We start from the raw sequence: 22,859 nt of genomic DNA on the forward strand, positions 1-22,859 counted from the left end.
CGCCGATTCCGGCTGACACCTGTTCCGGATGAGAGAGGCTGTCGCAAAGGCAGGGGTTTTTGCCACAGCTTTTCAAACGATAATGACTAAAACGGGAGCACAGCGTTATGCGAATCATCATGTTAGGCGCGCCGGGCGCAGGTAAGGGAACTCAGGCCCAGTTCATAACCGAGCGGTTCGATATTCCCCAGATCTCCACCGGTGACATGCTGCGGGCGGCGGTTAAGGCCGAGTCCGGGCTGGGTAAGCAGGTGAAGGAAGTCATGGCGACCGGCGGCCTGGTGTCTGACGACATCATCATCGCGCTGATTGAAGAGCGCATCCAGCAGCCGGATTGCAGGAACGGCTTCCTGCTGGACGGTTTCCCCCGCACCATTCCACAGGCAGAGGCCCTGAAAGATCAGGGGATTGCCATTGATTATGTTGTCGAGATTGCTGTCGACGACGACGAAATCGTCAGCCGTCTGTCCGGCCGCCGGGTTCACGAAGGTAGTGGCCGGATTTACCACGTAAAATATGATCCACCCAAGGTGGAAGGCAAGGACAATGAAACCGGTGAGCCACTGGTTCAGCGTGAAGATGACAAGGAAGAAACGGTTCGCAAGCGTCTGAAAATCTACCACGACCAGACTGCACCGCTGATCGGTTACTACCAGGACTGGGCATCAAAAGAGCCGGCCGCGGCACCCAGATACGTGCGGGTAGAAGGTGTTGGCAGCCTGGACAGCATTCGCGACCAGATCCTGTCTGAACTCACGTAAATCCACGGCATCCTGACCTGAGGTTTTCACACACGTGAAACTGCTGGCACTGGATACGTCATCAGAGGGCTGCTCCGCAGCCCTTCTTGTTGATGGCGAGATCTCTGAACGTTTTGAACTTGCCCCGCGCGGTCATACCCGGCTGCTGATGCCGATGGTGCGGGAGCTGCTCCTGGCGCAGGGCCTGGTGCCCGAGGATCTGGATGTCCTGGCGTTTGCCTGTGGCCCCGGTTCCTTTACCGGCCTGCGAATCGCAACCGGGGTGGTACAGGGGCTGGCATGGGGTCTGGATATTCCGGTGGTACCGGTTTCTTCTCTTGAAGCCGTTGCCCTTGGCGCGATCGAAACCCTCGATATTCCCGGGCACAGTATTCCCGGGCACAGTGGTATCGCAGTGGCCTTTGATGCCCGCATGGGGGAGGTCTACTGGGGCTGTTTCGAGTGCCGGGCTGGCATTCCGGTTTTACTGGGAGAGGAGCAGGTTTGTCTTCCCTCAGACGTTGCTCTCCCGTCGGGGCCCGATCACTGGTATGGCGTTGGCCAGGGCTGGCAGTATCGCTCCGGGATGCCCTCCGCAATAACCGGACAGGTAGAAACGATCGATGAAGCACTGGTGCTTCGTGCCTCCTGGGTTGCACGGTTGGCCGCTATCGGATACCGGCAGGGTAAGGCGGTTCCGGCGGAACAGGCCCAACCGGTGTATATCCGGGACGAAGTGGCCTGGAAGAAGCTGCCCGGTCGGTAGTCAGTCCGATCACTCAGGCCTGAGTAAATACTGAACAGCTGCCTTTTCTTCCGGGCGACAATCTTCCATACTTCCAGCTCAGGTTTTCCTGTCATCGGGCCAGCGGTATCTGAACATGGCGGTATCTGAACATGATTGGTGGCATTAATCCGGGCAACAATGTCGTTTCGCAGACGGGCAACAACAGCCAGGTCCGCGAGCGCAGTGATGTCGCACGCGCTCCCGCTTCGGCACCAGAGAAAACGGGCGATTCCGCTCGCCGTGATCTTGCCGATGGCCGCCAGAGTGTGGTCAGTGAGCGAACCCCCACCGAAAGTCTCGAGCGCCGGGTCGAGGCCAGGCGTGCCTCCGAAGACATCCGCCTTGAACGTTTCCGGGCTGGTGAAATCTCCTTGCCCGCCGCCCGAGCCCTGTCCACGTTTGCTTCCGTTGCGGCCGCCGGTCAGGACGCCGGCACCGGCGGCAGCCTGGCCGGAATCGATATTCTGGTCTGATGTCTGATCCCTCTGCTTCTTCTGTAATGCCCGCCGACTGGCAACAAACCATTGCCATTGCCCGAAGTCCTCTGGGGGACAGGTTTCAGGCTGAGTCTCTGGCCGAGTCTCTGTTACTGGAGAATTTAGGGGTGGTGCTGCCCAGGGACGTTCGCGATGTCCCGGTTCTGTTGTTCCTTGATGAGCAGGGCCTGGGCCTGCAAGTTACCGGCAAGGGAGCGCCCGGGCCGGTGCGCGCGGAATTCGTTACCGGCAAGATGGGCTACCGGCGTGAACACGGCGGCGGGGCCGGTCAGCTGGTCGCCAGGGCTGTCGGCCTGCAGAAAACCCGCGCCAATCTGCATATTGTTGATGCCACGGCAGGGCTTGGCCAGGATGCGTTTATCCTCGCCAGCCTTGGGTGCCGGGTAACGTTGTTTGAGCGCAATCCGGTTATCCATGCGCTCCTGGCGGATGGCCTGGCCCGTGCCGCTCTGAACGTGGATTGTGCGATGATCGTTGAACGCATGCAGTTGATGGAAGGCAGCAGTATCGACTGGCTTGAACGGGCTGGCGGTGAGGCTGCCGATGTAATCTATCTGGACCCGATGTTTCCGCACCGGGATAAATCGGCCCTGGTTAAAAAGGAAATGCAGGTATTCCGGACAGTTGTCGGCGACGATGACGATTCCGGACGCCTGCTCGCGGGTGCCCTGGAGTGCGCCCGTTACCGGGTGGTGGTCAAGCGTCCGCGGAAGGCGCCGGCGATTGCCGGGCCGGACCCAACCACACGGATAGAGGGCAAAAGCAGCCGCTACGATGTCTATGCCATCAAGGCCCTGCCTGCCCAGTGAGCCCTTAGCCTGTAAAAAGCCCTTGGTTACCCTGTGAAGCGCCCCTCAGGCTCCCATCATCGTGACCTGCTGAATCGCCTGTCGCTTCTCGACGCCCAGCACCAGCCGTGCGTCCTCTGCCACCTCATCCAGCCCCTCGCCATAACACAGCAAGCCGTTATCATCGGTGGTGATCACGCCGTTCTTCTGCATGTTGGCTATGAAGTTCTGGAACAGGCTCTTGTCGAAGAACTCCGGTGCATTCAGGCCAAACAGGATCGACATGCGTTCGGCCAGCAGTGCGCTCTGCTCTTCCAGTTCTGCCGCACTGATCTTGCCCGAGCCGTATTTCCGGAGGATGCCGAGCGCGATATGGTAGCGCTCTACCGTCTGGATGATAAAACGTGACAGCACACGCAACCTCAGCATGGCCTCGGTGCCTTCGTCTGGTCGGCCGATCCGGTCGTCGTCCAGAGGCTTGAGCAAACCCTGGGCTATCAGAACATCGATCCATTGATTGATGACGGTTTCGGTTTCATCCGAGTGGTACTTCAGGAACAGCTCGGATTGCAGGTAGGGATAGGCCACGCTGGCCAGGAACACGATCTTCTCTCGCCTCAGGGAATCCTTGTTCTCAAAGAGGCTGGCAATCAGTGAAGGCAGCGCGAACAGGTGCTGGATATTGTTGCGGTAGTAGGTCATCAGAATGGCATTGCTGCCTTCCAGGGCGATGATATCGCCCAGCTTCTGGGGCTGGCGGTTAATCAGCCCCATGCCCTCACAGTAGGCCACCCAGTCTTTACCGCTGCCTTCGGGCAGGGTGACCGTCGCGGCATAGGGAAAGGCTTTCAGCAGGGCGGCGTACTGATCCATCAGCCGGATCAACTGGCCTTCGTCCATCGCCAGACGCTCGGTCCCGAGCAGAACCGTTGCGGCCATGCCAATCGGATTAACCGCGACAGAGGCATTGATGCTGGAGGCTACCCGGAATGCGAGTTCGGATACGGCAGTGTTGAGCCAGGCCGGGCGGTGCCCGGCGTCGTAGGCTTCCTCGCGCCAGCTGTCATGGACATCATCCAGAACGTCGGAAAGGTGAATGGCCTCACCGAAGTTGACCGCCACGCGACCGAAGGAATTGCTGAGTTTACGCGCCGTTTTGGCCAACCCGAAGACACTCTCTTTTTCTTTTTTCTTGCCGCGAAGTTCACCCAGATACGAGCGGCCCTCCATAACCTTTTCGTAGCCAATGTAAACGGGGACGAACACGATGGGCTTGCGGTGATCCCGAAGGAAACTGCGTACTGTCATTGCCAGCATCCCGGGCCGGGGTTGCAGCATCCGGCCTGTGCGGCTTCGGCCACCCTCGACAAAATACTCCACCGAGTAACCCCGGGAAAACATTACATGCATGTATTCGTTGAACACGGTGGCGTACAGCGGGTTGTCCTTGAAGCTGCGGCGCATGAAAAAGGCGCCGCCCCGACGCAGAATGGGGCCCACGACGGGCATATTGAGGTTGACCCCTGCAGCAATGTGCGGCGGCATCAGGCCGTTTTTGTAGAGCACGTAGGACAACAGCAGGTAGTCGATGTGGGAACGATGGCAGGGTACGTAAACGACAGCATTGTCCTGGGCGACGTCTTTCACCACCCGGATGTTGTTGATGGCGATGCCTTTGTAGATCCGGTTCCACAGCCGCGACAACACCACCTCAAGAACGCGAATGGTGACGACGGACATGTTGGCGGCAATTTCGTCGGCATACTTGTAGGCTTTGGCGCGAACCTTTTCCGGCGGGATATCATCTTTGGCGGCCGTTTCCCGGATCGCTTCCTTTACTGACTGGGTCCGCACCAGGCCTGCGACAAGGGTGCGGCGGTGTGACAGGTCTGGTCCCAGTACAGCCTGGCGTACCCGGCGGAAGTGGGTTCTGAGTATCCGGGCCAGTTTCCGGTTGGCGCGCTCTTCGTTATGCCGGTATTCATCAATAACCTGCTTGAGCGAGAGGGGCTGATTGAACTGAACGTAGGTGTTGCGGCCGTGGACCATAATGATCAGAAGTTTCTGCAGCCTGCCGGCAATGGACCAGGTGTCAGACAGCAACAGTTTTACCAGGGATTTCTCCTTGTCCGGGGAGCGGCCCCAGAACAGGGAAACCGGAACGATCTGGACATCCTGATCCGGGTGTTCGAGGCCGTAGTGAACCAGAGCCTGGAACTCGCTGGTAGGCGCCGGTGCCTGGCGCCCCCGGAAAAAACCGCCAATCCGGCGGTACAGAAAGAAGAAAGAATGCGACGGTCCGTTTTTAACCGGCAGGGCTTCTGCCGCTCCGGGTAATCCGGCCCGGATCACTTCCTGCTCCAGAACCAGCCGGCCGGATAGGGAGCTGTACTGAAGCACGTAACATACCGGCGTGTCCGGATCCAGGGCGAGGGCGTCAACGCTGTTGCCGCTGACATCTGTCCGGACCCAGATAAACAGTATCTTGCGAAAAAGGGTCAGGATCAGGCTGCGAATGCCCTGGTAAAGACGCATAAAGTGCAACTCCGTTGAAAAGACAGGTGCCAAGTTTACTTGGTTGAGTACAGAGCGGAAAGCCGAGGTTGCATTCTTGGCCAGCAAGGCAATGTGGTACATTTCAGTTTGGTCTTATAATCACTCAGGCAGCACATCAGATGGTGGTCTCGATGACTCAGTGGAAACCCGGCTGGACAAACAGACCGCCGGAGCAGAACGACCTGATTCTGGCGCTTGCGGGATCGGGCGTGGTGAAGCCCGGTAACGGTTGGCTGCATCCCCGGGACAGCGCGCTGTTCGGGGATGTCCTGTCCGATGCCGTCTCTGTGGGAACCTTCGGCGGTCGCGATGTATTCGTGACCGAGTTGCCGGAAAGCTCGGTTGAACAACAGGAGATCATTCCCCTGAGGGAGGCCCTGCTGATGATGAACGATGCCCCCGCGGATATGCTGAGTACCGGTTTCCAGGTCTGGCAGTGGTGGCGTGACCACCAGTATTGTGGGCGCTGCGGTGAGAAAACCGGTTTTCATGCCCGGGAGCGTGCCAGATGGTGTGAAGCCTGCGGGATTCCCTGGTACCCGAGGCTCGCCCCCTGCGTTATTGTTGTTATCCGTCGGGATGACCGCCTGTTGCTGGCCAGGTCGTCACGGGTCAAACGCCACTTCTACAGCCTGATCGCCGGATTTGTTGAGCCGGGGGAGAGCCTGGAAGGGGCTGTTTGCCGGGAGGTGAAAGAGGAGACCGGCCTGGATGTGACCAATATCCGGTACCACGCGTCGCAGCCCTGGCCCTTCCCGCACCAGTTGATGGTTGGATTCTTCGCTGATTACGCCGGAGGGAACCTGGTGTTGCAGGAAGACGAGCTCGCCGATGCCGACTGGTTTTTACCGGGTGACACACCGCCGGTGCCGCCGGAAACCACGATTTCAGGCCGTCTGATCCGGGCTATGGAGAAGGAAATTTCCCGGGGAGGCATTCCGGTTTGAACGATCAGGCGCCGCCCAGGGTTCTGGTGTTCGATTCCGGTGTCGGCGGTCTGAGTGTTGCTGCCTGCATTCACCGGTACCTGCCGGGCGCGGACCTGACCTACCTGGCGGACAACGCTGGATTTCCTTACGGCGACAAGTCGGAACCGGTAGTGATTGAACGCTGCTGCACCCTGATTGCCCGTGCCCTTGAGCAATACCCCGCCGATGTCATCGTGGTCGCCTGTAACACGGCCAGTACCGTGGTATTGCCCCATCTGCGTGGGAGAACATCGGTGCCGGTTGTGGGGGTGGTGCCAGCGATCAAGCCCGCGGCGGCGAAAACCCGGAACCGGCGTATCGGGCTCCTTGCAACGCCGGCCACAGTCCGCAGACCCTATCTGGACAGACTGATCGAGGAATTTGCCGGTGATTGCCGGGTGGAGCGTATCGGGCATCCCGGCCTGGTGCGCTGGGCGGAAGAGCTGGTTGCCGGCGGTGTGGTGCCGGCCCGCGAACTGGCAGATGCCATGGAGGCATTTCGTGACGCAGAGGTGGATACGGTAGTGCTGGGCTGTACCCACTATCCCCTGTTACTGGAAAGCCTGAAGCGGAGCCTGCCGGCGGTTCGGTTCTGGGTGGATTCAGGAGAGGCGATCGCTCGGCGGGTAGCCTGGCTGCTGGAACAGACAGACCAGCTTGCCGTCGCCGAGAGATCCATTGCGGAGCCGGTACACTTGCCGGTCACTGCTGCCCTGTTTTCCGGCCCGTCCCCGGAAGGAATCGCCGGCTTCATGTCCGGGCTGGGCCTGTCTCCCCGGCGGGTGTGCGGAGACTGGCCCGACCAGCGCCCGGTGGCTATAGAAGCCGGGTGAGCTTGAACATGGCGAGAAATTCCAGCGCCGGAATCGACCGTTTGTGGCAGCAATAGGTCTTGAAGCTGTCGCCCCGAAAGCGTGACTTGGTGAACTCCAGCCCTTTGAAGTTGTAAAGGAAGTTGCCTTTCTCATAGAGCCCGTGCAGCAGGCGTTTGAGCAGGCGGCTCTCTTGATGTTCGGTCGCCGGATCAAGCGACAGGGGAATCAGTCCCAGATCCAGATAGGGCACGCCCTCGGTCTTGAAAACGCCTATGGCATGGGCCATCAGGGTGTAGAAAATGCCCTGGCGAAAGTCGGCATTGGCCCGGGAAATATTGGGCACATAGCTGATGATCTCGTTGTTGCGGTAAATCGGATCAAAGTAGATAAAGCCGACTGCCTTGCCATCCTGATAGGCATAGAAATGCCGTTCATTTTCCCGGTATTCCATTTCCATGGGCCGGATCAGAAAGCGGATCTCATTGCTTTTACACTTGCGGGTGCGTATCCAGGCCTCGGAGATCTCCCGGGTGTGATCGTCGCTGAAACGTTCCATGACGGTGATGCCATTTTTTTCCGCCTGGTTCAGCGCGGTTCTGAGCACCTGTTTCTTTTTCCCGCTGAGGGACCACCGGGCAAGATCGATTCGGGATTCGCTGCCGAACTGGGTGCCATAGAGACCAAAGCGCAGATGCAGAAAATCCACCACCGGCTTTGATACCTGAATGTAACTGGCGTTCGGGAAGCGCCGATGAAAGCTCTCCAGCAGCCGACCGAAATCGCCCGGCGCACAAACCGGGTCCGAGAGGACAAATGTCCCGCCCCATTTCCGCATGTAGGCGATATAGCCAATGCCCGGCACATCAAAATACTGCATGCCCGGCTGCAGCGTCGAGAAGGACTGGGAGTGGGTTCCGAACTTCTTCAGATAACCAACCCGTTCGCTGAAGGTGAACGAACCGCTATCCAGTGTGCTGATTCTGTCCAGTGCGAGTATCTGATCCGACATGCTACTGCTCCCCGATTATTTTTTTGTTGGGCGATCCTTGAGCGACGCTACTCAGGCCTGCTTGCGTCCGAGAATGGACCAGTAACAGTTCATATTCAGAAGCTTGAAATGCTTCTTCTCGGTGACCTGGAGACCCAGGCGCTGCATGTGCTCGGGGTAGTTGTAGATCTTGTGGAATGCGTTATTGGCAAACAGCCAGAAGATGAATACGGCCATGTACCAGTAAAGCTTCTTGAACATCCGGGAGAGGATGTTGCCGGTGGGGTAGCAAAAGTCGCCGACAACCACTCTGGCGTCTGGCTTGCCAAGACGAATGAGGTGCTCCAGGACCCGGACCATCATGTCTTCATCAAACACGTTGAGGAAGAAGTTGGCCACCACCATGTCGTACTGCTCGAACTCGTCCACCTTCATGATGTCGCAGTGGATACGGCGGATAGTCAGGTGAGGGGCCTCCTTCTGCTGGGCTTCGCCAAACTTGCGCAACATGGTTTCTGACAGGTCTACCACGGTAACGTCCGCACCCAGTTCAGCTGCACGAATGGCGTCCCGGCCATGGCCAACACCGGCAAACAGAATCCTGTCTCCGGGTTTGACGGTTTCAACGTCCAGCATGGCAGTTTTGCAGTGGTGTATGTTCTTGCCGCTGTAGAGGTTGCTCAGAAAATCGTAGACGGGGCCAATGTACTTGTACTTGTCGCGCATGATGACTGCTGCCTGTTCTTGTTCCCTGGATGCCGCCACCGTTGTTGTCGTTTTTGACCCGACAGACTGTCGGACATTTCGGTGGTCAACGCCTGATGGATTTGAGCTTAGAGAACAGGGTGGGAGAAATATGTGCAGTAATGCGCATTTCCGGATACACAAAGTAACGTACTGCAATACTTTGCAAACCAGATCGCGGTTTTATATCGGAGTGTCCGACAATAAATAATCGCCTATCCGAACGAGGCTTCTCGGGCCTTGGTGATTCCGAGGATTTTTGAAATCTCGGCCGCGGGCCGTGCCGGCCCGTAGAAGAAGCCCTGGACCTGATGACAGCCAAGACTTCTGAGGTACTCAAGTTGTTCGTCGGTTTCCACACCTTCCGCAATAATCTCGAGCTTGAGGCCGTGGGCCATGGCGACTATGGCATTCACGATGCAGGCGCCGTCGTCGCCGCTGCGAATGGCCTTTATGAAGGACTGGTCCACCTTCAGGGTATGGATGGGCAGGCGATGCAGGTAGTTCAGGGAGGAATAGCCAGTGCCGAAGTCATCAATCGCAATCCGCACGCCGAAAGAGGCCAGTTCCCGGAGTTTCTGACTGATCTGCTCCAGATCATTCATGATCACGTTTTCGGTGATTTCAATCTCCAGGTTGCCGGCCGGGAAGTTGTGAGCCTCGACCTGCTGCATCAGGGTCTCCACAAACCGGGAGTGCTCCACCTGGATGGGAGACAGGTTGACTGCCAGGCGGAGATCTGGGCGCCCTGAGCGAATCCAGTGCCCGACGTCCTGGCAGGCCTGGTCGAGAACACGCTCACTGAGCTGGCCAATGAGCTTGGTTTCCTCTGCCAGCGGCAGGAAATCCCGGGGGTAGAGCAGTCCCCGTTCAGGGTGCTGCCAACGCACCAGTGCCTCAAGCCCAACGACCCGGTTGCTGGTCGAGCACATCTGGGGCTGGTAGAAAACCCGCAATTCGTCACGCTCCAGCGCCTGGCGCAGATCCCTCTCCAGGTTCAGACGGTTGGCGGTGTCGATGCTCATGCTTTCGGAATAGAAGCGATAGCTGTCCTTGCCCTTGGCCTTCACGTGGTACATGGCAATATCGGCGTTCTGGATCAGGTGATCCATGGTTTCGCCGGCCTCCGGGAAGATGGAAATACCAATGCTTACGCCGACAAACACCTCATGATCGCCCAGCTGGAAAGGCGCGCGCAGTGCATCAATCAGTTTTTTTGCAATTTGCCTCGCATCCTCATGGTTGTGGATGGATGGCAGCAACAGAGTGAATTCATCACCACCGAACCGGGACAGGGTATCACCCTTGCGCAGGCATTTTTCCAGCCTGTGGGTCACTGCCTGCAGCAAACGGTCCCCCATGGCGTGCCCCAGGGTATCGTTGATTACCTTGAAACGATCCAGGTCAAGGAACATCACCGCCAGTTTCTGGCCGTCGCGTTTGGCATGGGTGATCGCCAGTTCAAGGCGGTCCTTGAACAGGGCCCGGTTTGGCAGGCGGGTTAGCAGGTCGTGGTATGCCTGGAAGTTGATAAACGCCTCAGCTTCTTTCCGTTCGGTCACATCCCGGGCGGTACCGTAATATTGAGCACCGTTGCCATTGCCACCGCCCTGGGTCGTCCCGGAATGGGGCCAGGTCTGCGGGTCAATGGGGAAGGCAGTGATCTCGAAGTGGCGGGTTGCCCGGCGGCTGCCACGGGTTTTCAGCCGGACTTCCAGGGTTCTCGGGGTGTCTGCGGTGATATTGGGGCCCTTCAGGGCCATGGTTCCCCGGGTAACATCCCGGTCGTCGAGGATATGCCGGAAATGCTGCCCACAGAGTTCCGATGGCTGATATCCCAGCAAACTCTCCACCTTGCTGTTTACAAAACAGAAATGACCTTTTTGGTCGAGCATGAAGACGATATCCGGGGAGCTGTTGACGATGTACCGGTGCAGGGCTTCGGATTTTTCCAGTCGGAGCTGGATGTGTTCGTGGGCTTTGAGGAGGGACTTTTTGCCGATGACGTTTTCGACAGTCGCCAGCAATTCCTCCGGGTCAAAGGGCTTGCGGATATAGTCCAGGGCGCCCCGCCGGAGCGCCCTGCTGACTGAGCTGAAGGAACTTTCGCCGCTGATAACGATCACGCCGCATTCCGGTTGTCCGTTGGCAAGGTGGGCCATGACATCAAACCCGTTCACCTCCGGCATCCGCAGATCCAGTAGCGCCAGGTCGAACCCCTGCCGGTCGATCAATTCGCAGGCTTTCCTGCCACCGTGGGCTTCCGATACGTCGTAACCACGACTGCGCAGCAGCGAAGCCAGGGTGTCCAGCAGGCGGGGTTCGTCATCTGCCACCAGTATCCGTGCCGTTAACCCGTCACGGAAAGGCTGATCAGTGAGTTCAGGTGCCATCGGTCTGTGTCCGTTGTTTCTGCGTCAGTCGGTCTCATTTTTTTTATGGCTGGCCGCGGGAAACAGAATCCTGAAGGTGGTGCCTTCCTGTCCCGTGCGACAAGCAATGATGCCCTCCATGTCATCAACAAGCTGTTTCACAATGCTCAGGCCCAAACCGCTGTGACCCTCTCCTTTTGTGGTCCTTGCCGGTGAAAACAGGGTGTCCCTGATTTCACCGGGTATTCCGGTGCCCGTGTCCGTGATCTCCATTTCCACCCAGGTGCGCTGATTCTGCCACACCGGGCAAGACGTGCGGACCTCTACCATACCACCTTCATCCGGAAGACTCTCGGCTGCATTGCGGATCAGATTGATCACAACCTGGCGAATCCGGGTGGTGCCGGCGGCAACCAGCGTTGGCTGGTTGCAAAGTTTCAGCGTCAGTTGACGGCTTTCGGAGCTGAACAGACTGTCTTCCAGAATCCGGGCGAGGCTTTCCAGCTCCGCATTCAGTTCAACGACGTCGGCATCGTGATCCGTAGTGTCCGTGTGACTCATCTGCAGCAAAAGATTTCCGGCCCGGTCCAGCTCATCCCGGATCACGTCCAGTTCCTGCTGAACGTCGGTATCCTCCAGCCGGCCTCTGAGCTGATAAATGTACTGCCGGATGATGGTCAGGGGATTGCTGACCTCATGGACCTGTCTGAGTAGCCGGTCACGGGCTATTTCCTGGTCCAGCCGTTTACCGTCAGTCCCGGCCTCTTTGTCCGGGAGTGGCCGGTTTGCGAGTACAGAAGACAGCTGGCGGGTGAAAATGTCTGCCAGTTCCAGCGTGGTCGGCAATTGATCGTTGTCGGTGCCCAGGGCAAAGACTCCCGGACAGTCGTCGCCACTGACGACCGGGACAGCCAAAAGCGACGGGGTGTGTAACAAGGATAGCAGCTGCCTGTCGAGCACCGTCGGTGAACGCTCACCGAGGCTGACGGGCACTCCCGAAACAAAGGCCTCGGTCAGTACGCTGCCGCCCGGTTTGGCGGTCACGGCCAGATCCGGGATATCGCCAATTGTTCCGGACAGAAGCACCAGGTTGTCCCCGGTATGGCCAAAGCACAGGGCGGGCAGGCCGGTAATCAGGGTCAGGCTGTTGACCGTTTCGGCAAGGATGTCCTCGGTTTCACCGGTTACATCGGCAAGATTGATTGCCTGGCTGGCCATGGCCTGGCGCAGAATGGTCTGCTTCAGTTGCCTGGACGCGCTTTCGCCGTTGTATTCCTCATCAAGGGGAATGCCAAGAGACGCTGCCATTCCGGATACTTCATGTCCGATCCGGCGATTGATCTCGCGGGTGAGCTCCTCATTCAGCCCGAATACCGTACCTGCCGCCGCAATGCCGGCGGCATCGGAAAGCGCCAGCCGGTTAGCCAGGCTGATCAGCTTCACCAGGTGGCCGGCATCCCGCAGCTCCGAAGGGAGGGCCTGCTGGTATCGCATGGCATCGGCGGCCATCGGTCCCAACCCCCAGGAAGAGACAAGCTCGGCGGCAATATCGGATTGATGATCAAGATAGTGTTGCTTCGTTTCGGTTGCTGGCGTTTTAATAGCGATCAGTTCACCGATGTTGTGAAGCATGCCCAGCATGAACGCTTCGTCCGGCTCCGGGTAACGGGTGAGGGTGGCAAGCGCCTGTGCGGTCAGCGCAGTGGTCAGTGAGTGCCGCCAGAAATCCCTGAGTTGCTGCCACTCGTCACCCCCGAGTTCGAACAGCAGCTGGCGCAGGGCAGCGGTAAGTACGAGCGTATGGAATCGCCGGGTACCCAGCCTCAGCAACGCCTGATCCACCGACCGGATTGGTGTGGAAGGGCCGTAAAGCGCGGAATTGGCTAGCGCGAGTATGCGGGCGACCAGAGCGGTGTCGGCGGAGACAATCTCGCTGATGGTCCGGTAGCTTTCGTCCCGATGACAAGCATCCAGCGCCCGCAAGGTCACTTCCGGAAGGCTCGGTAACTGTAAATCAGGCGCAATCTGCATAGGCCTATCTGCCGTGCGACGTAACAAATCGGTATTTGACGAATCGTTCACTCTTGTCCGGAAAGAGCTTAGACAATAAACCGTCGTTATTAAATACTTGTTGCTGTTTTTTTAAGCAATATATTATCTGATTCGTGATATGTGTAGAATTTTGACAGGTTAAATAGCCTGCAACCGTAAAATCAGGGACCTAGATTGCCGGTGACGACTGCCAGAGAACCTGTAAAACACAATCCGAACCAACCCCGAACCATCGCCATTGCCGGTGGGAAGGGTGGGGTGGGCAAAACCTCCGTCGCCCTGAATCTGGCTCTCACCCTCGCGAGGCAGGATAAGCGGGTTTTGCTTCTGGACGGTGACACGGATCTGGCCAATGTCAGCATCATGGTGGGTCTGTATCCCCGGAAAACCCTTGCCAGCGTCATGGCCGGGGAATGCCGGCTGGAGGACATCATTCTCGAGACCGACTACGGTCTCCACATTGTTCCCGGGGCCTCCGGGGTTCAGGAATGTATGGACATGGGGCCGGCTGAGAGCCTGCGCGTTCTCCGGGCTCTGTACAACCTCGAAAATCGGTACGACTATGTTATTACCGATACGGCGGCGGGTCTTCAGGCGGCGGGGCTTCATATGATCGCGGCCACGGAGCTGGCCTGCATGGTGGTAACCCCGGATCCGGCTTCCCTGACAGACGCCTTCTCCCTGATCAAGGTTCTTCGGCGCAGGGGCTACAACCGGATCCCGAGTATTCTCGTCAACATGGCCCAGGGGGCCAGTCAGGCCCGCTCCGTGTTTCAGCGCCTTGATGCAGCCGCACAACGCCATCTGGGGATTTCCCTGCATTATATGGGCGGAATATGGCGGGACGAAACTCTCCGTCAGTCGGTTCTGAACCAGAAGCCCGTTGCACTGCTGCCGGTGTCAGACCCATCCTGCCGTCAATTTCATACCCTCGCGGATATGCTGAATGTGCGACTGTCCCAGCTTCCCAGGCGAAAGGCCGGTATCGCGGCATACTGGCACAAGGTGTCTCGCAGGGAGGCGGACGTTACACCTGCCCCGGTTGCCGCGCCCGGAAAAACGGCGGAAGAGGAAATTCCAGATGCTAAAACGCAGTGCCTGAGTGCGGTGAGCCAACTGGAGTCGGTGTTCGCCCAGGCGCCCGTCGACCCGATGCTGCGTTATGAAGCATTTACCCGGCTTTTTGCACTCCTGGGGAGCGCATTGGACAGCGATGCGATTGAAATCGTCCAGACTGGACTGGGGTCTTTTCCGTGGGAAAACCTCGATCCGGAGCGTAAGAACCACCTGGCCACACACCTGCGGGAGCTTGCTGACCAGATTTCGCCCCCGCCACGAGAAGCAAGGAAACCGGAACCTGCTTCTTCGGTTCTGCGCGAGCCCTTTTATGACCGTATCAGCTTTGGAGAGCAGGATCGTTTGGTGCGCGTGTTGAAGGAGCAGCCCGCGGATATTTCCCTGGATCGGCTTCTGCGGTCACTCTCGGGCAATGATCAGGGCCGCTCCTGATACGCAGAAAAACCTACCTCCTTTTCCGTCATTTTATTAGCGCTTTTTGTAGCGTAACTTTGCTGTGTGTCACCACTCTGTCACCGAAGTTGTGCAAGTATTGAGCATAAATCTGAATCTATTGAGCATAAACCTGAATCGTGGCCCGCAATATGCAGTGGCTCTTTTGTACCTGATTCGCAAACTTTCCCCTGCCGGCAGGTATGCGCCGGCGATGAATTTGAATAGAGAAGGAGTTCTCCCATGGCAACACAGCAGCTGAATCCCGGGGCATCATCGAAAGCACTCGAACAGCTCCGCGGAAAGCACGTACTGATTACCGGTACCACCGGATTTCTTGGCAAGGTGGTACTGGAAAAGCTGATTCGCGCCGTTCCCGATATCGGCGGCATTCACCTGCTGATCCGTGGTAACAAGCGCCACCGGGATGCCCGGGGGCGTTTTCTCGATGAGATTGCTACATCGTCGGTATTTGACCGTCTTCGCCAGGAGGATCAGGAGGCTTTTGAATCCTTCATTGAGGATCGGGTGTATTGCGTTACCGGTGAAGTCACCGAACCATTATTCGGTCTGTCGGGCGATCGCTTCCGCAAGCTGGCCGGCGATATTGATGCCGTGATCAACTCGGCCGCCAGCGTCAACTTCCGTGAAGAGCTGGACAAGGCCCTGGCGGTCAACACTCTGTGCCTGGAAAACGTTGCCGAGCTGGCGCGGCAGAACAAGTCCTTGGCGGTGCTTCAGGTGTCCACCTGCTACGTGAACGGAATGAACGCCGGCCAGATTACCGAATCGGTCATCAAGCCCGCGGGCGAATCCATTCCTCGCAGCACGGAAGGCTACTACGAGATTGAAGAGCTGGTCCGGTTGCTGGAAGACAAGATTGCCGATGTCCGGTCACGGTATTCCGGAAAGACGCTGGAAAAGAAACTGGTGGACCTGGGTATTCGTGAAGCCAATCACTACGGCTGGAGCGACACCTACACCTTTACCAAGTGGCTGGGTGAGCAGCTTTTGCTGAAAGCCCTTTCGGGAAGGGCGTTGACCATTGTGCGCCCGTCGATTATTGAGAGTGCTCTTGAGGAGCCCGCGCCTGGCTGGATTGAAGGTGTAAAGGTGGCAGACGCCATTATCCTTGCCTATGCCCGAGAGAAGGTCACCCTGTTTCCCGGCAAGCGTTCCGGGGTCATTGATGTCATTCCCGTTGACCTGGTGGCCAACGCCATCATCCTGGCTGCCGCCGAGGCGATGGGTGAGTCCCCGCGTCACCGGGTTTACCAGTGCTGCAGTGGCAGCTGCAACCCGGTTTCCCTGGGCGAATTCATTGATCACCTGATGGCGGAAGCCAGGGCAAATTACGCGGAATATGACCAGCTGTTCTATCGGCAGCCGACCAGGCCGTTCATTGCCGTGAATCGCAGGCTTTTTGATGCGGTAGTGGGCGGAGTGCGCATTCCCCTTGGCATTGCCGGGAAGGTGTTGAAATTATTGGGCCAGAACCGGGAATTGAAAGTGCTTCGGAACCTTGATACCACCCGTTCCCTGGCAACTATTTTCGGTTTCTACACGGCACCGGATTACATCTTCCGCAATGATGATTTGCTGGCCCTGGCCTCGCGCATGGGTGAGCTGGACAAAGTGCTGTTCCCGGTGGATGCCCGCCAGATCGACTGGGCAGTTTACCTGCGCAAGATCCACCTTGCCGGGCTTAACCGGTATGCCCTGAAGGAGCGTAAGGTCTACAGTCTCCGTTCGGCCAAGGCCCGAAAGAAAGCGGCGTAAAAAACCTGAGCCCGGTCGCCAGGGCCGGGCCGTTGCCTGGCCTGTTTTCCTCACCAGTTTGCGATTGGTCCCGATAGAACTATCCTTTAAGAAGCTTTTTTGTCCGGTACAAATAACCCTTGTTTTCTTGTGAGTTACCGGCCAGTTTTGGCCAAAAGTTCAGGCGCATTAGGACGTTAGTCTAATTCATTGTGTAGTGGCACACATGTTGAACTACGGCTATCCGTCTATAGAGGGCCGGAAAGGTCCCAGCGCTCAGAATTCCAAAACCGACAATGACAACAGACTCTGACAAAGGGGGAGCACAATGACTGATAAACAGGTATATCCGGTTAGCCCGGAGGTGGCCAAGCGGGCCCTTCTGAACCGGGAACAGTATGAAGAAATGTATCGTCAGTCAGTTGAAGACCCGGATACCTTCTGGGGTGAGCACGGCAAACGCCTTGAGTGGATCAAGCCTTACACCAAGGTGAAAAACACGACCTACGATTACAACAATCTGTCCATCAAGTGGTTTGAAGATGGCCAGCTGAACGCATCCGCCAACTGTCTGGACCGTCATCTGGAGAAGCGTGGCGACCAGACCGCCATCATCTTTGAAGGTGATGACCCTGCCGATTCGCGTAACGTGACCTATCGCGAACTGCACGAAGAAACCAGCAAATTCGCCAACGTCCTGAAAGGGCTGGGCGTGAAAAAGGGTGATGTTGTTACGATCTACATGCCGATGATTGTCGAGACAGCCGTCGCCATGCTGGCTTGTGCTCGTATCGGCGCGATTCACTCTGTGGTTTTCGGTGGTTTCTCGCCGGAAGCCCTGGGCGCCCGGATTGTTAACGGCAAGTCCCGCTTTGTGGTGACCGCGGATGAAGGTGTTCGTGGTGGCCGCAAGATCCCGTTGAAAAAGAACGTGGATGCCGCCCTCAAGAACGAAGACACCGCCAATGTCGAAAAAGTGGTGGTCGTGACCCGTACCGGCAATTCCGAAGTGCCCTGGAATGATGCCCGTGACGAGCGTTACGAGGATCTGATGAAGGCTGCATCTGCAGACTGCCCACCAGAGCCCATGAACGCCGAAGATCCGCTGTTCATGCTGTACACCTCTGGCTCCACAGGCGCACCGAAGGGTGTGCTTCACACGACCGGCGGTTACATGGTCTATGCCTCCATGACCCACGAGTACGTGTTCGATTATCACCCGGGTGACGTGTACTGGTGTACGGCTGATTTTGGCTGGGTGACCGGCCATAGTTACATCCTGTATGGCCCGCTGGCCAACGGTGCCATCACCGTTCTGTTCGAAGGTGTGCCTAACTATCCTGACAGCTCGCGCATGGGACAGGTGGTCGACAAACACAAGGTAAACATCCTTTACACCGCGCCGACCGCAATCCGTGCCCTGATGGCGGAAGGTGAGTCCTGCATGAGCGGCACCACCCGCGAAAGCCTGAAACTGCTGGGCTCGGTGGGCGAGCCGATCAACCCGGAAGCCTGGGAGTGGTACCACCGGGTTATCGGCAACAACAAGTGCCCCATCGTGGATACCTGGTGGCAGACCGAGACCGGCGGCATCCTGATCTCTCCGCTGCCGGGCGCCATTGATCTGAAACCGGGTTCCGCAACCGTTCCGTTCTTCGGTGTCCAGCCTGCACTGGTGGATAACGACGGCAATATCCTCGAAGGCAAGACCGAGGGTAACCTGGTTATCCTGGACAGCTGGCCGGGCCAGATGCGCACAATCTTTGGCGATCATGAGCGTTTTGCCCAGACCTATTTCAGCACCTATAAGGGCATGTACTTTACAGGTGATGGCGCCCGTCGTGATGAGGACGGCTACTATTGGATCACCGGCCGCGTCGATGACGTTCTGAACGTGTCCGGTCACCGTCTGGGTACCGCGGAAGTTGAAAGCGCGCTCGTTGCCCATGATAAAGTCGCCGAAGCGGCTGTTGTTGGCTATCCCCATGAAATCAAGGGGCAGGGCATCTATGTCTACGTTACCCTGGTTCATGGCGAGGAGCCCTCTGACGAGCTGAAGAAGGAACTGGTGCAGTGGGTGCGCAAGGAAATCGGTCCGATTGCCTCCCCGGATGTGATCCAGTGGGCGCCTGGACTGCCCAAAACCCGTTCTGGCAAGATTATGCGCCGGATTTTGCGTAAGATTGCGTCTAACGAGCACGACCAGTTGGGTGATACGTCTACGCTGGCAGACCCGGGTGTAGTCGATGACCTGATCAGCGGTCGTGCGAACCAGTAACGCCTGTGTGTTACCAGGCCACGTACCTGTAAGGAATCTGTTGAATGGCACAAACAATTATCGTCGCTGATGATCACCCGCTGTTTCGCGCAGCATTGAAGCAGGCGGTCAGTCAGGCGGTGCCCGATGCCGAGACGGTGGAAGTCGACAGCATCAAGGCACTGCAGGCGGCGGTAGAGTCGCACCCGGATGCGGATCTGGTTCTGCTGGATCTCAACATGCCGGGTGCCCACGGCTTCTCCGGGCTCGTGTTCATGCGCGGGCAGTACCCGGGGCTGCCTGTAGTGGTAGTGTCAGGTTCTGAGGAATTGCAGGTGATGCGTCGCTCGATTGACTACGGTGCTTCCGGCTTTATTCCGAAGTCGGCGCCGCTGCCCACCATCACTGAGGCGATTCAGGCTGTTCTGGAAGGGGATGTGTGGTTGCCGGAGGGGGTGGCTGACAAGATCGAGCGGATGCATTCGGATGCCACCGACTTTTCCGAGAAGCTGGCGTCGCTCACGCCGCAACAGTTCCGGGTGCTGGGAATGCTGGCCGAGGGGCTTCTGAACAAGCAGATAGCTTATGATCTGGACGTGTCGGAGGCTACCATCAAGGCGCATATCACGGCGGTGTTCCGGAAGCTTGGGGTGCGAAACCGCACTCAGGCGGTGATTGCGATTCAGCAGATGGAGATCGATCCTTCGGATCAGTCGTTGTCTGGTAGCTGATCTGGTTTTACTGGTTTGGATTTGAGACGGGAGCCTTCGGGCTCCCGTTTTTTTGACTGGGGGATAAAGTCGGTTATTTGCTGCCAGCGTATCCCAGTTCTTTATCCACCAGGTTGAACAGCTCCTCGCCCTTGTGCCAGCGGTCGAAGTTCTCCAGGAATTGGTCGGTCAGGGCCCGCTTCCAGCCGATGAAGTCGCCGGCCATGTGGGCGGTCATGGTGACGTTCTCCATGTCCCAGAGTGGGTGATCTTCTGCCAGCGGTTCCTCTTCGAAGACATCGAGTCCGGCGCCGGCAATCTCGCCATTTTTGAGGGCTGTAATCAGATCATTGGTTTTGACGATCGGCCCGCGTCCGATGTTGATCAGGCGGGCGGAGTTTTTCATGGCCTTGAAGGCTTTCTCGTCAAACAGGCCTTCGGTCTGGGGCGTCAGAGGTGCCGCAATCACCACGAAGTCCGCGTGACCCAACTGCTCATAAATATCGTCGTTGCCGTGCACCGCTACAAAATCCGGATCCTCTTTTCTCGGTTTGCGGGCAATGCCGTGTGCTTTTAATCCGGCAGCGCCAACCAGGCGACCAATCTGGCGGCCGATAGAGCCGGCACCAACAACCAGAACCTGCTTGCCCTCAGCCCGCTCAGTATCCCGATGTTTCCACTGGTGCTTCATCTGCAGCCGGATGGAATTCGGGAAATCCTTGGCGAACATCAGGATGGTGCAGAGCACATACTCGGCAATGGTGCGGTCGAAAATGCCCCGGGCATTGGTCACGGTGACATCACCCTTGATCAGGTCCGGGAACATCAGCGCATCGACGCCAGCACTGGTAGCGTGGATCCATTTCAGCTTGTCTGCCGTGTGCCAGGCGGCCGCCAGGGCCTCTGTGCGAAAGTCCGTCACCATCATGATGTCGGTGCCGGGCAGGGTGTCGCGAAGGGTTGGCTCGTCACAGGCAAAACGCACATCCGCGCGGGCCCTGACTGCGTCCATCCCCGGCGGTTCCTGCTCCCCTGGCGCGGTGAGAACGGTAACAACAGGTTTGCTGTGCTGAGTCATTGAGCCTCCGCTTTTTGTGATGAATGACTATGTGTGACTGATGATCGCCCATGAGGGTATTTACAGTCTGGTCGGCAGGTACTGTCGGGTCAACTTGCTGGGCAACAGATTTTGCTCTGACGGCGGTGATGGCGGTACTTTCACGTACATCATCTTTATGACGTTTTGTCTTGTAGAGGCCTTTCATACTGACTAACCTGCAGGAGTAGATTCTATTTGCCCCGTTTGCAGGAGGTGTTTATGGCAGAAGCCGCCAACAAAGAAACCGGCCAGACCAAACCGCGTAGAGTGAAGTACCGGAAAACCAAGGCCAGTTGGAACCCTGCCATGCAGGCGATCCCGGTGCCGGGCATCCGGCGCATGGTGAATATGGCGGCCACCATGAAGGATGTCATTCATCTTTCCATCGGTCAGCCGGATCTGCCGACCCCCAAGCACGTAATCGATGCCTATATCGATGCGCTCAATGCGGGGCAGACCGGCTACACCATGGATGCCGGTCTGCCGGAACTGCTGGTGGCCCTGCGTGACTACTACGGCAAGCGTTACAACCGCAAGCTGACCCGGGATAACATCCTGATTACCAGTGGTGCCACAGAGGCCATGTACCTGGCGATTTCCGCTACCTCTGCGCCAGGTCGGCAGTTTATCGTGACGGATCCGTCATTCCTGCTCTATGCACCACTGATCCGAATGAACGGTGGTGAGGTGAAGTTTGTCCAGACCCGGGCGGAAAACAACCACCAGCTGGACCCGGATGAGGTTATCCGGGCCATGGGGCCCCGTACCTTCGCGCTGATCCTGAACAACCCCAACAATCCGACCGGGGCGGTTTACCCGCGCAGTACCGTTGAAACCATCCTTGAAGAGTGCGCCTACCGGGGCATCCAGGTCTATGCGGACGAAGTATACGATCACCTGATCTTCGACGATGACGACTTCGCCAGCGTGCTGAACTGTTCGATGGACCTGGACAACATCATGTGCATCAGCAGCTTCTCGAAAACCTACAGCATGGCGGGGCTGCGTGTGGGGTGGGTGATTTCCAGCCAGGCCGCTATCAAGTCGCTGCGGCGCTACCACATGTTCACCACGTCGGTGGCCAACACGCCCTCCCAGTTTGCCGGCGTGGCCGCTCTGACGGGGGACCAGCAGTGCGTTCGCGATATGGTCGATATCTATCGTGAGCGTCGGGACAAGGTGGTTGAGCTGGTTGACCAGACGCCCTACATGACTGGCTACAAGCCTGGTGGTGCCTTTTTTGCGTTTCCCGATCTGCCGCCCCATGTGGATGGCTCGGATCTGGCCCTGCGGATGCTGAAAGAAACCGGCGTCTGTATGGTGCCCGGTGATGCCTTCGGCGAAGGGTGCACCAACGCCGTCAGGATCAGTTTTTCCACAACCTGCGAGAAACTGGAAGAGGCGTTTGATCGCGTCATCCCGTGGATGGCCAAGCAACAGTTCTGAGGTGATGACATGTCAGCCCTGGACTCGGTATTGATTCAGTGCCCGTATTGCTGGGAGACGCTGGATATCAGCGTCGACCCCTCAGTGCCGGAACAGGAGTATGTCGAGGATTGCCAGGTCTGTTGCAGGCCCATCCTGTTGCATGTGGTTTTTGACGACAATCTGACGCCTCAAGTGGAGGCCCGTGCTGAAAATGAATAAAACGCCGCTGTATATCTTTCGGGCGCTACTGGTCCTGATGCTGGCGCTCGCCAGCGGCTGTGCCAGTCTGTCGCCCTATTCGATTTCCGAAGGTGAGCTGGAGAGGCATCTCCAGGATGTGGTGAGCGAATTTGATCGCAACCAGTTGAACAGCGGGTCGCCGCTGAGTCTGAGTCTCGATGATGCAGACATTACCCTCGGGCCCGATGGCCGGGACGTGGCAGTGATCGATGTGAGGGGGCAGGTTGCCCTGAATGCGTTGATGGCGAAGTTGCCCGTAGATATTGCCTTGAAGGTTGAAGGTGCGCCGGTTTATGACAGCGCTGAAAAAGCCATTTTCATACGACGGTTGCAGCTTCTGGAGAGCAGTATCGACTCTCCCTTCTTCAAAGGGGATCTGAAGCCTGTAACCGATACGGTGATGCGGCTCGTGGCCCAGATGCTGGAGACCATGCCGGTGTACCGGCTGGACGAAACCGACTTCGCCCAGCGTATGTTCGGAATGATGCCCGTGGATGTGCGGGTGGCGCCTGGCCGACTTGAATTCGTCATGGCCGACCAGTAGCCCTTAT

19 protein-coding genes are annotated in these 22,859 nt (G+C 57.7%); 13 read left to right on the plus strand and 6 right to left on the minus strand.

Going from position 1 to position 22,859, the window contains the following annotated elements; all coding sequences use genetic code 11:
* Window positions 1–107 precede the first annotated feature (107 nt).
* The 4 genes from adk (at window position 108) to AC13C0_RS15940 (ending at window position 2,833) form a co-directional block, all read left to right on the plus strand.
* Window positions 108–761: an adenylate kinase gene (gene adk, locus AC13C0_RS15925; RefSeq protein WP_117619817.1), complete on the plus strand. Its 654-nt coding sequence runs from the start codon at window positions 108–110 to the stop codon at window positions 759–761.
* 34 nt (window positions 762–795) lie between these two features.
* Window positions 796–1,506: a tRNA (adenosine(37)-N6)-threonylcarbamoyltransferase complex dimerization subunit type 1 TsaB gene (tsaB, locus tag AC13C0_RS15930; protein ID WP_341581433.1), complete on the plus strand. Its 711-nt coding sequence runs from the start codon at window positions 796–798 to the stop codon at window positions 1,504–1,506.
* 131 nt (window positions 1,507–1,637) lie between these two features.
* Window positions 1,638–2,000, plus strand: a complete 363-nt coding sequence (locus tag AC13C0_RS15935; RefSeq protein WP_341581434.1) for a UDP pyrophosphate phosphatase — start codon at window positions 1,638–1,640, stop codon at window positions 1,998–2,000.
* Window positions 2,000–2,833 (plus strand): class I SAM-dependent methyltransferase, encoded by an 834-nt coding sequence (locus tag AC13C0_RS15940; RefSeq protein WP_117619820.1) that lies wholly within the window; start codon window positions 2,000–2,002, stop codon window positions 2,831–2,833. The genes AC13C0_RS15935 and AC13C0_RS15940 overlap by 1 nt, the downstream gene beginning before the upstream one ends.
* Window positions 2,834–2,878: 45 nt before the next feature.
* Here the strand turns inward: AC13C0_RS15940 and plsB are convergent, their stop codons facing one another.
* Window positions 2,879–5,347, minus strand: coding sequence for a glycerol-3-phosphate 1-O-acyltransferase PlsB (gene plsB, locus AC13C0_RS15945; protein WP_117619821.1), 2,469 nt, complete (start codon window positions 5,345–5,347; stop codon window positions 2,879–2,881).
* A gap of 152 nt (window positions 5,348–5,499) precedes the next feature.
* Between plsB and nudC the strand changes: the two genes are divergently transcribed.
* Both nudC and murI read left to right on the plus strand, forming a co-directional pair.
* Window positions 5,500–6,315 (plus strand): NAD(+) diphosphatase, encoded by an 816-nt coding sequence (gene nudC / locus AC13C0_RS15950; RefSeq protein ID WP_117620456.1) that lies wholly within the window; start codon window positions 5,500–5,502, stop codon window positions 6,313–6,315.
* Window positions 6,312–7,169: a glutamate racemase gene (gene murI / locus AC13C0_RS15955; RefSeq protein WP_341581437.1), complete on the plus strand. Its 858-nt coding sequence runs from the start codon at window positions 6,312–6,314 to the stop codon at window positions 7,167–7,169. The genes nudC and murI overlap by 4 nt, the downstream gene beginning before the upstream one ends.
* Here the strand turns inward: murI and AC13C0_RS15960 are convergent.
* From AC13C0_RS15960 to AC13C0_RS15975, 4 genes are all read right to left on the minus strand, one after another.
* On the minus strand, window positions 7,153–8,160 hold the full coding sequence (locus AC13C0_RS15960; protein ID WP_117619823.1) for a DUF2156 domain-containing protein: 1,008 nt from the start codon (window positions 8,158–8,160) through the stop codon (window positions 7,153–7,155). The two genes, murI and AC13C0_RS15960, sit on opposite strands and share 17 nt — an antisense overlap.
* A 51-nt stretch (window positions 8,161–8,211) precedes the next feature.
* The gene (locus AC13C0_RS15965; RefSeq protein WP_117619824.1) at window positions 8,212–8,865 is read right to left on the minus strand and encodes a class I SAM-dependent methyltransferase; all 654 of its coding nucleotides are present in this window, start codon (window positions 8,863–8,865) and stop codon (window positions 8,212–8,214) included.
* Between the two features lie 233 nt (window positions 8,866–9,098).
* Window positions 9,099–11,276, minus strand: a complete 2,178-nt coding sequence (locus tag AC13C0_RS15970) for a putative bifunctional diguanylate cyclase/phosphodiesterase (RefSeq protein ID WP_341581438.1) — start codon at window positions 11,274–11,276, stop codon at window positions 9,099–9,101.
* A gap of 24 nt (window positions 11,277–11,300) precedes the next feature.
* Window positions 11,301–13,286: an HDOD domain-containing protein gene (locus AC13C0_RS15975; protein WP_117619826.1), complete on the minus strand. Its 1,986-nt coding sequence runs from the start codon at window positions 13,284–13,286 to the stop codon at window positions 11,301–11,303.
* 279 nt (window positions 13,287–13,565) lie between these two features.
* Between AC13C0_RS15975 and AC13C0_RS15980 the strand changes: the two genes are divergently transcribed.
* From AC13C0_RS15980 to AC13C0_RS15995, 4 genes are all read left to right on the plus strand, one after another.
* Window positions 13,566–14,816 (plus strand): AAA family ATPase, encoded by a 1,251-nt coding sequence (locus AC13C0_RS15980; RefSeq protein ID WP_341581439.1) that lies wholly within the window; start codon window positions 13,566–13,568, stop codon window positions 14,814–14,816.
* A 243-nt stretch (window positions 14,817–15,059) separates the two neighbouring features.
* The gene (locus tag AC13C0_RS15985) at window positions 15,060–16,595 is read left to right on the plus strand and encodes a fatty acyl-CoA reductase (RefSeq protein WP_117619827.1); all 1,536 of its coding nucleotides are present in this window, start codon (window positions 15,060–15,062) and stop codon (window positions 16,593–16,595) included.
* Between the two features lie 307 nt (window positions 16,596–16,902).
* Window positions 16,903–18,852, plus strand: a complete 1,950-nt coding sequence (acs, locus tag AC13C0_RS15990) for an acetate--CoA ligase (RefSeq protein WP_341581440.1) — start codon at window positions 16,903–16,905, stop codon at window positions 18,850–18,852.
* 44 nt (window positions 18,853–18,896) lie between these two features.
* Window positions 18,897–19,562, plus strand: coding sequence for a LuxR C-terminal-related transcriptional regulator (locus AC13C0_RS15995; RefSeq protein ID WP_064227147.1), 666 nt, complete (start codon window positions 18,897–18,899; stop codon window positions 19,560–19,562).
* 73 nt (window positions 19,563–19,635) lie between these two features.
* Here the strand turns inward: AC13C0_RS15995 and AC13C0_RS16000 are convergent, their stop codons facing one another.
* Window positions 19,636–20,619 (minus strand): D-2-hydroxyacid dehydrogenase, encoded by a 984-nt coding sequence (locus AC13C0_RS16000; protein WP_201257871.1) that lies wholly within the window; start codon window positions 20,617–20,619, stop codon window positions 19,636–19,638.
* Window positions 20,620–20,859: 240 nt separating this feature from the next.
* Here AC13C0_RS16000 and AC13C0_RS16005 point away from each other — a divergent pair, with 240 nt between their 5' ends.
* From AC13C0_RS16005 to AC13C0_RS16015, 3 genes are read left to right on the plus strand one after another with little or no spacing between them, the layout of a single operon-like run.
* Window positions 20,860–22,086, plus strand: coding sequence for a pyridoxal phosphate-dependent aminotransferase (locus tag AC13C0_RS16005; RefSeq protein WP_064227150.1), 1,227 nt, complete (start codon window positions 20,860–20,862; stop codon window positions 22,084–22,086).
* 9 nt (window positions 22,087–22,095) lie between these two features.
* On the plus strand, window positions 22,096–22,287 hold the full coding sequence (locus tag AC13C0_RS16010) for a CPXCG motif-containing cysteine-rich protein (protein ID WP_064227151.1): 192 nt from the start codon (window positions 22,096–22,098) through the stop codon (window positions 22,285–22,287).
* Window positions 22,280–22,852, plus strand: coding sequence for a YceB family lipoprotein (locus AC13C0_RS16015; RefSeq protein ID WP_341581441.1), 573 nt, complete (start codon window positions 22,280–22,282; stop codon window positions 22,850–22,852). Before AC13C0_RS16010 ends, AC13C0_RS16015 begins: the two co-directional genes overlap by 8 nt.
* The last annotated feature ends 7 nt before the right edge of the window (window positions 22,853–22,859 follow it).

Source organism: Marinobacter sp. B-21 (assembly GCF_056857895.1).

Coding starts and splice junctions, on each gene's coding strand:
- adk (WP_117619817.1), top strand. CDS start 108: ATGCGAATCATCATGTTAGGCGCGCCGGGCGCAGGTAAGGGAACTCAG.
- AC13C0_RS15935 (WP_341581434.1), top strand. CDS start 1,638: ATGATTGGTGGCATTAATCCGGGCAACAATGTCGTTTCGCAGACGGGC.
- AC13C0_RS15940 (WP_117619820.1), top strand. CDS start 2,000: ATGTCTGATCCCTCTGCTTCTTCTGTAATGCCCGCCGACTGGCAACAA.
- plsB (WP_117619821.1), bottom strand. CDS start 5,347: ATGCGTCTTTACCAGGGCATTCGCAGCCTGATCCTGACCCTTTTTCGC.
- nudC (WP_117620456.1), top strand. CDS start 5,500: ATGACTCAGTGGAAACCCGGCTGGACAAACAGACCGCCGGAGCAGAAC.
- AC13C0_RS15960 (WP_117619823.1), bottom strand. CDS start 8,160: ATGTCGGATCAGATACTCGCACTGGACAGAATCAGCACACTGGATAGC.
- AC13C0_RS15965 (WP_117619824.1), bottom strand. CDS start 8,865: ATGCGCGACAAGTACAAGTACATTGGCCCCGTCTACGATTTTCTGAGC.
- AC13C0_RS15970 (WP_341581438.1), bottom strand. CDS start 11,276: ATGGCACCTGAACTCACTGATCAGCCTTTCCGTGACGGGTTAACGGCA.
- AC13C0_RS15975 (WP_117619826.1), bottom strand. CDS start 13,286: ATGCAGATTGCGCCTGATTTACAGTTACCGAGCCTTCCGGAAGTGACC.
- AC13C0_RS15985 (WP_117619827.1), top strand. CDS start 15,060: ATGGCAACACAGCAGCTGAATCCCGGGGCATCATCGAAAGCACTCGAA.
- acs (WP_341581440.1), top strand. CDS start 16,903: ATGACTGATAAACAGGTATATCCGGTTAGCCCGGAGGTGGCCAAGCGG.
- AC13C0_RS15995 (WP_064227147.1), top strand. CDS start 18,897: ATGGCACAAACAATTATCGTCGCTGATGATCACCCGCTGTTTCGCGCA.
- AC13C0_RS16000 (WP_201257871.1), bottom strand. CDS start 20,619: ATGACTCAGCACAGCAAACCTGTTGTTACCGTTCTCACCGCGCCAGGG.
- AC13C0_RS16005 (WP_064227150.1), top strand. CDS start 20,860: ATGGCAGAAGCCGCCAACAAAGAAACCGGCCAGACCAAACCGCGTAGA.
- AC13C0_RS16010 (WP_064227151.1), top strand. CDS start 22,096: ATGTCAGCCCTGGACTCGGTATTGATTCAGTGCCCGTATTGCTGGGAG.
- AC13C0_RS16015 (WP_341581441.1), top strand. CDS start 22,280: ATGAATAAAACGCCGCTGTATATCTTTCGGGCGCTACTGGTCCTGATG.